The organism is Roseisalinus antarcticus (genome assembly GCF_900172355.1).
Classification (GTDB): domain Bacteria; phylum Pseudomonadota; class Alphaproteobacteria; order Rhodobacterales; family Rhodobacteraceae; genus Oceanicola; species Oceanicola antarcticus_A.
In genome coordinates this window covers 147,859-158,978 of sequence record NZ_FWFZ01000005.1, presented here as the reverse complement: position 1 = coordinate 158,978, position 11,120 = coordinate 147,859, and the positions used below count along the sequence as shown (strand labels likewise).

The window sequence follows — 11,120 nt, the reverse complement described above, 5'->3', positions numbered from 1 at the left end:
TCACCCATGCCATGCTGCGACAGTTTTCAGTTGCGAAAAACCATAGAGCGCCTCGAAGCCCTTTTCACGCCCGTGGCCCGATTTTCCGACCCCGCCGAAGGGCAGCTCTGCCCCGCCCCCCGCGCCGTAATTGTTCACGAAGACCTGTCCCGCGTGCAGTTTTCGCGCCAGCCGCATCTGCCGCCCGCCATCGCGGGTCCAGACGGCGGCGACCAGCCCGTAGGCGGTGCCGTTCGCGATGCGCAGGGCCTCGGCCTCGTCCTCGAACGGGATCAGGGCCTGAACGGGGCCGAAGATCTCGTCCTGCGCGAGCGCATGATCGGGCGGCACATCTGCAAAGAGCGTGGGCGCGACGTAGTGCCCGGCCTCTGGCGCGTCCGCGACGATCTGGCCGCGCGCCGCGACGGTCAGACCGTCGCCCTGCGCCAGGAACCCCTCCACGATGGCCTTCTGCCGGGCCGAGATCAGCGGGCCGACCGAAGGGTCCGACATCGCCGGGCCGACGGTCAGATTTCCGTAGGCCGCTGACATGCGGTCGCGCACCTGATCGTAGACGCCTTGCTGCACCAGGATGCGCGAGGAGGCCGAGCAGGTCTGGCCCGCGTTCTGCACCCCGGCATTGACGAGAAACGGCAGGGCGCGGTCGATATCGGCGTCGTCGAAGACGATCTGCGGGGATTTGCCGCCCAGTTCCAGCGTCACCGGCACCACGTTCCGCGCCGCGGCGGCCTGGATCAGGCTGCCCACGCCCACGGACCCGGTGAACGACAGGTGCTGCACGCCCGGATGGCCGGCAAGCGCCGCGCCGGCCTCGGCCCCCAGCCCCGTCACCACGTTCAGCGCCCCCGGCGGCAGCCCCGCCTCGCGGGCCAGCGCGGCGAAGGCGAGCGCGGTGAGGCAGGCCTCTTCGGCGGGCTTCAGCACGCAGGCGTTGCCCATGGCGAGCGCCGCCCCGACCGAGCGGCCGATGATCTGCATCGGGTAGTTCCAGGGGATGATATGCCCGGTCACCCCGTGCGGCTCGCGCAGGGTATAGACGGTATAGCCGTCGAGATAGGGGATCGTCTCGCCCATCACCTTGTCGGCGGCGCCGCCGTAAAACTCCATGTAGCGGGCCAGTGCTGTGGCATCGGCCCGCGCCTGGGTCAGCGGCTTGCCCACGTCGCGGGATTCGAGCTCTGCCAGGTCCTCGGTCCGGGTCAGGATCAGCTGGCCGAGGCGGGTCAGGATGCGGCCCCGCTCCAGCGCGGTCATGCGGCCCCAGGCGCCCTCCAGCGCGGTGCGGGCGGCGGCCACGGCGGCGTCGACCTCGGGGGCGCCGCCCCGGGCGATGGTCGTGATCGGGGCGCCGGTCGACGGGTTCGACAGGACGAGCGTCTCGGCCCCCGGGGACCAGGCGCCGCCGATCAGGTGGCAGGCTTCGGGGATGCCAAAGGGCTCAAGGGGCATGGGCGGTGGTCCTCAGATCGGGCAGTTGCGGGGCGGCGGCCAAAAGGGCCTTGGTGTAGGGGTGCCGGGGCGCGGAGAAGACCTGCTCCGTCGGGCCCTGCTCGACGATTTCGCCGGCCTGCATGACCATCACCTTGTCGGTGATCGTGCGCACGACGCTCAGGTCGTGGCTGATGAACAGATAGCTGAGCGGCCGCTGACGGCAGAGGTCGGCGAGCAGGTCCAGCACCTGCGCCCGGACCGAGACGTCGAGCGCCGAGACCGCCTCGTCGAAGACGATCAGCGCGGGGTCGTTGATCAGCGCCCGCGCGATGGCGATGCGTTGGCGCTGGCCGCCGGAAAACTCGTGGATGTATTTCCTGGCATCTTTCGGCGCGAGGCCCACGGCGGTCAGCGCCTCGGCCACCTTGCGGTCCCGCGCGGCCCCCTGGGGCGGATCGGGCAGCAGGTGGAACGGCTCGGTGATCAGGCGCGAGACCCGGTGGCGCGGGTTGAAGCTGCCGTAGGGGTCCTGGAACACGACCTGCATCTGCCGGCGCACGGCGAGGTTGGGGTGGCGGTCGGTCCAGACCGGGGCGCCGCCCAGGGTGATGCTGCCCGACTGCACCGGCTCCAGTCCCAGAAGCGCCCGGGTCAGGGTCGACTTGCCGCAGCCGGATTCGCCCACCAGCCCCAGCCGCTCGCCCCGGTTCAGGGTGAACGAGACGTCGCGCACCGCCTGGATCTCGGGCCGCGGTCCAAAGAGGCTGCGGCGCGGCCGGCGATAGCTGCGATGCACGCCCCTGACCTCCAGCAGCGGGGCGGGCGCGGGGGCGGGGGGCAGGTCGACCGCATGGGCCGACGCGGCAAAGAGCGCGCGGGTGTAGGGGTGCCGCATCTCGCGCAGCAGGTCGGGCGTGGCCCCGGTCTCGACCACCGCGCCGTTCTGCATCACGACGATCCGGTCGGCCATGTCGGCGACGACGGCCAGATCGTGGGTGATCATCAGCAGGCCCATGCCGAACTCCTCCGTCAGCCCGCGCAGCAGGTCCAGAATCCGGGCCTGCGTGGTGACATCCAGCGCCGTTGTCGGCTCGTCCGCGATCAGCAGTTTCGGCCGTAGCGCGATGGCCATGGCGATCACCACCCGCTGGCGCTGACCGCCCGACAGCTCGTGCGGATAGCGCGACAGGGGAAAGCGGTCCTCGGGCAGGCCGACGCGGGTCAGCATGGCGCGGGCGCGATCTCGCGCCTGGGCCTTGGGGATGTTCTCGTGGATGCGGATGGTCTCGGCGACCTGTGCGCCGATGGTCTGCACCGGGTTCAGCGCGGTCATCGGCTCCTGAAAGACCATGCCCATCTCGCGGCCCCGCATGGCACACAGCTGCGCCTCGGGGGTTGCCAGAATATCCGTGCCGTCAAGCAGGATGCGCCCCGTGGTGGCCGCCCGGTCGGGGGCAAGGCCCATGGTGGCGAGGGCGGTCATCGACTTGCCGGACCCGCTCTCTCCGGTGATGGCCACGATCTCTCCGGGGGCGACCGTCAGCGACACGTCACGCAGGATCCCGGTTCCGCCGATGGAGAGGCCGAGGGTCTCGATCGAAAGCAGGCTCATGTCCGTGTCACCCGGATGCGCGGGTCGAGCAGGTCGCGCAGGCCGTCGCCCATCAGGTTCAGGCCCAGCACCATGAAGACGATGGCCAGCCCCGGGACCAGTGCCACATGGGGCGCGATGCTTGCCAGGGTCTGCGCGTCGGCGAGCATCCTGCCCCAGCTCGCGGTCGGCGGTTGTGCCCCGAGGCCGATGTAGGACAGTGCCGCCTCGGCCAGAATGCCGAGCGAGAACTGGATGGTGCCCTGCACGATCATCAGGTTCGCGATGTTGGGCAGGATATGCTCGACCGAGATCCGGGCCGGGGACTTGCCCGAGACCCGGGCGGCGAGGATGAACTCCCGCGACCAGAACGACAGCGCCCCGCCGCGGGTCAGGCGGGCGAAGACGGGGATGTTGAAGATGCCGATGGCGATGATCGCGTTCATCGCCCCCGCGCCGAAGACGGCGGTGATCAGGATCGCGATCACGAGGCTGGGGAAGGCAAAGATCAGGTCGTTGCCGCGCATGATCGCCTCGTCCAGAAGCGACCCGCGCCGGGCGGCGGCGAGCAGCCCCAGCGGCACCCCCAGCCCCATCCCGATGCCCACGGCCAGCAGCGCCACCGCGATCGAGGTCCGCGCCCCCATCATGATCATCGACAGGATGTCGCGGCCCAGCTGGTCGGTGCCGAGCGGGTGCGCCAGGCTCGGCGATTGCAGCTTGGCCGGAATGTCCAGAAGCTCGATGTCATAGGGCGTCCAGACGAAGGACAGCGCCGCGCCCCCGAGAAAGACCAGCGACAGGATCGCGCCGACGACAAGGCTGCGCGGCCACCTCATGCCCGCGTCCTCAGCCGCGGATCGACCGCGGCATAGGCGAGATCCACCGCGAAGTTGACCACGATCACCAGGAACACCAGCAGCATCACGACGCTTTCCACCACGATCAGGTCACGGGCGGAAATCGCCTGGAAGATCAGCCGCCCCAGCCCGGGCAGGAAGAACACCTGTTCGATCACGATGCCCCCCGCCAGCAGGAAAGAGAATTGCAGGCCGATGATCGTCAGCACCGGGATCAGCGCGTTGCGCACCGCGTGCCGCCACAGCGCCTGCCGGCGGCTGAGGCCCTTGGCCCGCGCGGTGCGGATGAAATCCTCGCCCAGCATGTCCAGCAGGGACGAGCGCATGACCCGCGCCAGGATCGCCGCCTGCGGCAGGGCGAGCGCGATCGCCGGCAGGGTCAGCGATTTGAGCCCGCTCCAGACCCCCGCGTCCCAGCCCGAGAACCCGCCCGCCGAGAACCAGCGCAGCTTGATCGCGAAGATCAGCACCAGGATCATCGCGAACCAGAAATTCGGGATCGCCACGCCCAATTGCGTGGCGCCCATGACGCCGATGTCACCGGGCCGGCCCCGCCGGCTGGCCGCGTAGATGCCCGCCGGAAAGGCTATCAGGACCGACAGGCTGAGGGCATAGAGGGCAAGCGGCAGGGACACCCAGATCCGGTCGCCGATCATCTCGGACACCGGGGTGCGATAGGTGTAGGAGACGCCGAAATCGCCCTGCAGCATGCCCGTGACCCAGCCCAGATAGCGTTCCTGCACCGTGCCATCGAGGCCAAGCTCGGCCCGCAGCGCCGCGACCGTGTCGGGCCGCGCGTTGACGCCCAGCATGTAGGCGGCGGGGTCGCCCGGCACGACCTCGACCACGGCAAAGATCACCAGCGACGCAACGACGAGGCTGAGGCCGAGAGAGACAAGGCGGCCGAGCGTGTACCGGATCACGGTCGGGCCGCTCCTGTGGGATCGGGCAGGGCAACGGGCATGGGGTCAGACCGAATGTCAGGAACAGAAAGACGGGCGCAAGGATCCGGTGCGGCGAGTGGCGCGACCATCGGGCCGCGCCACTCGCCGAAAGGGCTCAGGGCCAGGTGACGCCGGTCAGGTCGATGGCCGCGGTGGGCTGGTTCAGCCACAGCCCCTCGATACCCGCCCGGGCGACCGTCGGCACGGCCAACTCGAAGAGATAGCCGTTGACGTAGTCCTCGGCGATGATCCTCTGCGCCTGCGCCAGAAGGTCCGACCGCGCGGCGGGATCGGTGGTGGCCTCAAGCGTCGTCATGACCTCCTGGAAGGCCGGGTTGTCATATTGGAAGTAATAGTCGGGGTTGGCATAGATGCCGATGTCCATGGGCTCGGTATGGCTGACGATGGTCAGGCCGAAATCCTTGCCGCCAAACGTGGTCTCCAGCCATTGTGCCCATTCCTGGTTCTCGATCTCGGTCTCGATCCCCACGGCGCGCAGCTGGGCCGCGATGATCTCTCCGCCGCGGCGCGCGTAGGACGGCGGCGGCAGCTTCAGCGTGGTGGTGAACCCGTCGGGCAACCCGGCCTCGGCCAGCAGGGCGCGGGAGCGGTCGGGGTCATACTCGGACAGCCCGGTCAGGTCGACGTAATCGGGGTTGTGCGGCGCGAAATGCGTGCCGATGGGGGTGCCAAGGCCATACATCGCCCCGTCGATGATCGCCTGCCGGTCGATGGCATGGGCCACGGCTTCGCGCACCAGCACGTTGTCGAAGGGCGGCATCTTGTTGTTCATGGCGAGGATCGTCTCGCCCTCGGTATTGCCGACCAGCACCTGAAAGCGGGGGTCCGCCTCGAATTGCGGCAGGTTCTCGGGCGCGGGGAAGCCGACGTAGACGTCCACGTCCTCGGCCATCATCGCGGCAAACGCCGCCGTCGGGTCCGAGATGAAGCGGAAGGTCGCCGATTCCAGCGCCGCCGGCGTGCCCCAGTAATCGTCGTTACGCGTGATGGTCAGCCGATCGCCCTGGACCCAGCTGTCGAACTTGAACGCGCCGGTGCCGATCGGTGTCGAGGCGATGTCGTCGATGCTTTCGGGGGCCACGATCACCGCGTCGCCCCAGGCCATGTTGAACAGGAAAGAGCCGTTGGGCGCGTCCAGCGTGACCTGCACCGTCAGCGGGTCGATCACGGTCACGTCGGTGATCCCGGCAAACAGGCCCTTCTGCGCGTTGGTGCTGTCCTCGGCCCGGGCGCGGTCGAGGCTGAACTTGACGTCCTCGGCGTCCATCGTGGTGCCGTCGTGGAAGCTCACCCCGTCGTGCAGGGTGAAGGTATAGACCAGCCCGTCGTCGGAAATCTCCCAGCTTTCGGCCAGCCCCGGCACCACGGAGCCGTCGGACATGAACCGGGTGAGACCCTCGAAGATGTTGGAATAGACCACCGAATCGATGGCCTGCGCGGCCCCCCCGGTGGGGTCGAGGTTCGGCGGCTCCAGCTGCATCGCGACGTTGATGTCGGTGGTCTGGGCGGTGGCGGCGGTGGCGAAGAACGCCGCCGATCCGGCCAGTGCCAATCTGGTAAATCGTGTCATTGCATGGTCTCCCCGGTGAAGGTGTCTGGCCCGTCCTAGTGGGGCGGGCGCGTCTCGTCTGTCGGCAACAGCAGCGCCACAAGGCTTCTGGCCATCACGTCGGCACTGTCCATCATATCGTCTACGCCCACATATTCATCCGGCATGTGGGCAAGTTCCAGCAGGCCGGGCCCGTAGGCCACGCAATTTTTCAGCTTGCCGATCCGGTCGATGTGTTTCTGGTCATAGCTGCCGGGCGAGGCGACGAACTCCGCCTCGCGGCCCAGCACCTCGGCGATGGCCGCAGCCACGGTGCGGGCCACCGGCGCGTCGCGGTCGGTCATGGAGGGGATCACGTGGTTCAGCTCCTTCATGGCATAGTCGAAATTCGGTCGCGTCGCCTTCAGCCCGTCCAGCAGGCCCGCGATCTCTGCCTTGACGCTGTCGCGGGTTTCCTCGACCAGGTAGCGCCGGTCTATCACGATCCGGCAGCTGTCCGGAACACAATGCGAGGGCAGGGCGGTCGAGCCCGCCAGCCGCTCCGCCTGGCCGCCGTGGATCGAGTTGATGTTCATCGTCGAGGACCGCGCCCCTTCGGGCACCACCGGCATTTCTGTCCGCCGCGCGGCCATGGCGGGAAAGAGCTTGTCCTCGAACGCCTGAAGAACCGCCCCCATGTGCCGGACCGCGCAATCGCCCAGGAACGGCATGGAACCATGGGCGATCTCGCCGAAAGTCTCGATCTCGGCCCACCAGCCGCCCCGGTGGCCAAGGCAGACCCGGTCCTTTTGCAGCGGCTCGGGGATGATCACGTGCTGCACCTTCTGCGGCGAGAAGAACCCCCGTTCGGCCAGATAGGCGACCCCGCCGTAGCCGCCCGATTCCTCGTCCGCGGTGCCCGAGATCTCGATCGCGCCGGCAAAATCGGGGCAGGTCGCAAGGAACGCCTCGGCCGCGATGATCGAGGCGGCCAGCCCGCCCTTCATGTCGCAGGCGCCGCGGCCATAGATCCTGCCGTCGATCAGGGCGCCGCCGAACGGGTCCACCGTCCAGCCGGCGCCGACATCGACCACGTCGATATGGCTTGTCAGGTGGACGCAGTCGCCCGGTCGGGTGCCCTCGCGACGGGCGACGACGTTCCAGCGCGGATAGCGGTCGCTGTCGCCGGGGGTGCCCTCGGCGCGGATCATCTGGGTCTCGAACCCCGAGGTGCGCAGGCGGCGGTCGAGATAGTCGCAGATCTCGCGGTAGTTTTCGCCCGGCGGGTTCAGCGTCGGAATGCGGATCAGGTCCTGCGTCAAGGCGATCAGGTCGTCGCGCCGCTCGGCCAGGGCGGCCGACAGCGCAGGCAGGGCGGGGGAGGCGTCGGGGGCGTGGGTCATGGGGAAACTATTGCCGATGACAAATACGGTCTCAATACCGTATGAATACGGCATGCACTCGGTTCCCACTGACACCGCCCTGCTGGCCTTCGACGCGGCCCCCGTCGGGATCGTGATGGCGGAACAACGGTTTATCCGCGCCTGCAACGGGACCTTCGCGGCGATGCTCGGCTATGAGGTCGGCGACCTGGTCGGGCGGTCCTTCCGCGTGCTCTACGGCTCGCAGGAGGAATTCGAGCGGATCCGCGACATCGGGCTGAGCGTGCTCCAGCAATCGGGGCACTATACCGACGAGCGGTTGATGCGGCACCGCGCCGGCCACGGGATCTGGTGCCGGTTCCGGGCCCGGACACTCGACCCGCGCGATCCGCTGGCCCGCGTGGTGATGAGCATCGCGCCGATCCACGACGCCGAGCCGATCCGCCTGTCCAAGCGCGAACGGCAGGTGCTGGAGCTGATGAGCCGGCGCCTGACCAGCAAGGAGATCGCCGCCCGGCTCGGGCTGAGCCCGCGCACAGTCGACGATGTGCGCGGCCGCCTCATCAAGCGGTTCGGCGTGCGCCGCGCCGCCGACCTGCTGGGGCGGCTTCGGGGGTTAGGCTGACACAGCGGGACGGCCCCGGCCTAGGCCCCCGGCTCGCGCAGCAGGGCGCCGATCCGGGCCCGCAGGTCGGGGGGCTGCGCCTCGATCGCGCGGGCGATGGTGCGCAGGTCCTGCCGCACGCCGTGCAATTCGTCCAGCAGCGCCACGATCACGCCCAGCACGGTCTCGTCGATCTCCAGGTCGTCGCTCAGCTCGCAGAGCAGGGTGAGCCGCGCGACGTCGATCTGGCGAAACACCGGGCCGCGGCTGGTCCGGTCGGGCCGCACCAGATCGTCCTCCAGGAACCGCGCAAGCCTTGGGCGTGACAGGCGGGTGACCACGGTCAGCACGTCCTCTTCGGTCATGTATTCGCTCATTTCGCCCCCCTCTTCAGCAAGTCGCCGCGCGGATCGTAGCCGTGGCGCTCGCGCCATGTCTCCATGAACGCCCGCAGCTCCGCGTCGATCTCCGGCGGCGCCGTGATCTTCAGCTCGACCCGCTGGTCGCCGGCGGCCCGCTTGCCCGAGGCCGGCACGCCGCGCCCGCGCAGCCGCAGCACCCGGCCGGAACTGGCGCCGGCGGGGATGGTCAGCCCCACCGGCCCGTCGATCGTCGGCGTGCTGACCTTGCCGCCCAGTATGGCCTCGTCGATGGTGATCGGCAGGGTCACCAGAATGTCGTCGCCTTCGCGTCGAAAGACCGGGTGGGGGCGCACGGTCAGCGCGATCAGCGCATCGCCCGCCGGGGCGCCGCCGGTCCCCGGCCCGCCCTTTCCGCGCAGGCGCAGGGTCTGGCCGTCGGCCGTGCCCGCCGGGATCCTGACCGCCAGCCCCTTGCCATCGGGCAGGGTGATGCGGGTTTCCGAGCCGCGCACCGCATCCAGAAAATCGACCTCCAGCGTATAGCGCTGATCCGCGCCTGGGGCCGAGAAGCCCCGCCCGCGGCCCCGGCCCCGCAGGAATTCAGAAAAGATGTCCTCGGGGTCCACCTCCTGCGAGAACCCGCGCCCCTGGGCATAGGGGTTGCCGGTCGCGTCGGCGAAATCCCGGTAATATTGGCGCGGCGGGCGTTCGGCCCCCGAGGCGTCGATCTCTCCGGCGTCGAATCGTCTGCGGGTCTCGGGATCCTTCAGCAGCTCGTAGGCGGCCGCGATCGTCTTGAACCGCCCCGCGGCGCCCGGATCGTCGGGATGCAGGTCGGGGTGGCTCTCGCGCACCAGCTTGCGATAGGCCTTCTTGATCTCGGCCGTGGTCGCGGCGCTCGTGAGGCCAAGCGCCTTGTAGGGATCATCTGCCATGGTCCGGTCCTTCAGCGTCCGGTGCCGGGGCAGGCCCGCCGCCACACCGTCGCAACATGCGCCTAGTTGAGCCCGGGGCGGCGCGACAATCCCTGATCCATGTCAAGTCGGCGTCGCGCACTCCGGATGCCGGGCCATCAGCCGCCGCCAAGGATCAGCGCGACCAGCTCCGATTGCCGCCGGGTCCCGGTCTTCTCGAATACCCGCGACAGGTGCGTCCGGGCGGTGGACAGGCTGATGCCCAGCCGCTCGGCCACGGCCTCGCGCCCGCCGCCGGCCACGATCTCGAAGGCGAGCCGCGTCTCGGCCCGGGTCAGGCCGAAGCGGTCCCGGAACCTCTGGCGAACGAGCCGTGTCTGCGCCGCGCGGTCCCGAAGGATCACCAACGCCACCGGATGACGCCAGAGCGGCTGCGCGTCGCCGGCCCCCGGCGGCGTCCAGGGCAGCACCTCAAGCTCGACCTCCGGCGCACCGGTCAGCTGCATCACCCCGCCGCGCAGGCCCAGACCCGGCGCCGCGCAGCTCTCGACCAACTGGCCGAAGCGGTTGTCGTCGGCCGGGCTGGCCAGTGTAAGCACCCCGTGCCGCAGGCGGAAGACCGATGATTGGCGCAGATTGTCCTCCGCGCCCGGCTCGTCGACGACGGGCCGGCGCGAACCGTCCACCGCGATCGCCAGGGTCGCGTTCTGGGCGGCCGCGGTCGTGGCGGCGGCGCACGCGACCTCCAGGGTCTGAAGCCGGCGCATGATCTGAACGGCCTGGATCAGGTGCGGGACGATGGCGCCGAAGACCCGTTCCGCGTTGGTCGAGATCGTGTCGCGCACCTGCCCGGCCTGCACCACCACCGAGGCGAAGGCCTCGCCGCCGGTCACGAGGTTCGAGGCCAACCGCTCTGCCCCCAGCCCCGAGCGGCGCCAGAAGTCGTTGTGGAACTCCGACCCGCGATAAAGGTCGCGGCCCGTCGTCTCCAGCGAGGTGACCTGGCCCGCGGCGGCGTTGATCGTCCCGGGAATCGTCGGGTCCAGCGCCCACCAATGGTCGGAATAGGCGGCGACCACGGCGGGGTCGGCCCGCGGGGTGATGACCTCGGCGAGGCCCAGCCGGCGGTCGGCGACGACCAGCGCGGCGTTTTCGAGTCCGCATTGGTCGGCCAGCGCGTTCAGGGCCTCGGACCAGTCCGTCGATCCCGCGACCGCGCCGTAGATCAGCCCGATCGACTGCACCAGCCCATCCTGCGTTGCGTCCATCCCGACCTCCTTGCTCCACCCTCCTTGCCGCAGGGTCAATGGTGGCCTCTTCTGAAGAAAGCGCAAGCCGTTTGTCCAAAGATGCTTTTTGGACCGGCCTCGGACGAACGTCCGATGTGGCGAAGCCCGGGTCCGCCTATGATGTCTCCATATTCAACCGTAGCGATTTCGAAGAGGGATGTTGCACGAGATTTCACGCCCTGCATTTACGGTAT

General features: G+C 69.2%; 10 protein-coding genes. 1 reads left to right on the top strand and 9 read right to left on the bottom strand.

What is annotated here, in order from left to right:
* The 6 genes from ROA7023_RS06950 to ROA7023_RS06925 all read right to left on the bottom strand — a co-directional run bounded on the left by ROA7023_RS06950 (position 1) and on the right by ROA7023_RS06925 (position 7,778).
* Positions 1-1,449 carry an aldehyde dehydrogenase family protein gene (locus tag ROA7023_RS06950; RefSeq protein WP_085878293.1) on the bottom strand — a complete coding sequence of 483 codons (1,449 nt, stop codon included), beginning with the start codon at positions 1,447-1,449 and terminating at the stop codon, positions 1-3.
* Positions 1,439-3,043 carry an ABC transporter ATP-binding protein gene (locus ROA7023_RS06945; RefSeq protein WP_085878292.1) on the bottom strand — a complete coding sequence of 535 codons (1,605 nt, stop codon included), beginning with the start codon at positions 3,041-3,043 and terminating at the stop codon, positions 1,439-1,441. Before ROA7023_RS06945 ends, ROA7023_RS06950 begins: the two co-directional genes overlap by 11 nt.
* Positions 3,040-3,861 (bottom strand): ABC transporter permease, encoded by an 822-nt coding sequence (locus ROA7023_RS06940; RefSeq protein WP_085878291.1) that lies wholly within the window; start codon positions 3,859-3,861, stop codon positions 3,040-3,042. Before ROA7023_RS06940 ends, ROA7023_RS06945 begins: the two co-directional genes overlap by 4 nt.
* Complete coding sequence (locus ROA7023_RS06935) at positions 3,858-4,805, bottom strand: ABC transporter permease (RefSeq protein ID WP_085878290.1); 948 nt, start codon at positions 4,803-4,805, stop codon at positions 3,858-3,860. Before ROA7023_RS06935 ends, ROA7023_RS06940 begins: the two co-directional genes overlap by 4 nt.
* 136 nt (positions 4,806-4,941) lie before the next feature.
* On the bottom strand, positions 4,942-6,417 hold the full coding sequence (locus ROA7023_RS06930; protein ID WP_085878289.1) for an ABC transporter substrate-binding protein: 1,476 nt from the start codon (positions 6,415-6,417) through the stop codon (positions 4,942-4,944).
* A 35-nt stretch (positions 6,418-6,452) separates the two neighbouring features.
* On the bottom strand, positions 6,453-7,778 hold the full coding sequence (locus ROA7023_RS06925; RefSeq protein ID WP_085878288.1) for an acetylornithine deacetylase/succinyl-diaminopimelate desuccinylase family protein: 1,326 nt from the start codon (positions 7,776-7,778) through the stop codon (positions 6,453-6,455).
* Positions 7,779-7,830: 52 nt separating this feature from the next.
* Here ROA7023_RS06925 and ROA7023_RS06920 point away from each other — a divergent pair, with 52 nt between their 5' ends.
* Positions 7,831-8,382: a LuxR C-terminal-related transcriptional regulator gene (locus ROA7023_RS06920; RefSeq protein ID WP_085878287.1), complete on the top strand. Its 552-nt coding sequence runs from the start codon at positions 7,831-7,833 to the stop codon at positions 8,380-8,382.
* A gap of 20 nt (positions 8,383-8,402) precedes the next feature.
* Here ROA7023_RS06920 and ROA7023_RS06915 read toward each other — a convergent pair whose 3' ends face one another.
* The 3 genes from ROA7023_RS06915 to ROA7023_RS06905 form a co-directional block, all read right to left on the bottom strand.
* Positions 8,403-8,738, bottom strand: a complete 336-nt coding sequence (locus ROA7023_RS06915; protein ID WP_085878286.1) for a chaperone modulator CbpM — start codon at positions 8,736-8,738, stop codon at positions 8,403-8,405.
* Positions 8,735-9,658, bottom strand: coding sequence for a DnaJ C-terminal domain-containing protein (locus ROA7023_RS06910; RefSeq protein WP_085878285.1), 924 nt, complete (start codon positions 9,656-9,658; stop codon positions 8,735-8,737). The genes ROA7023_RS06915 and ROA7023_RS06910 overlap by 4 nt, the downstream gene beginning before the upstream one ends.
* Before the next feature lie 137 nt (positions 9,659-9,795).
* The gene (locus ROA7023_RS06905; RefSeq protein ID WP_085878284.1) at positions 9,796-10,905 is read right to left on the bottom strand and encodes a helix-turn-helix transcriptional regulator; all 1,110 of its coding nucleotides are present in this window, start codon (positions 10,903-10,905) and stop codon (positions 9,796-9,798) included.
* Positions 10,906-11,120 lie beyond the last annotated feature (215 nt).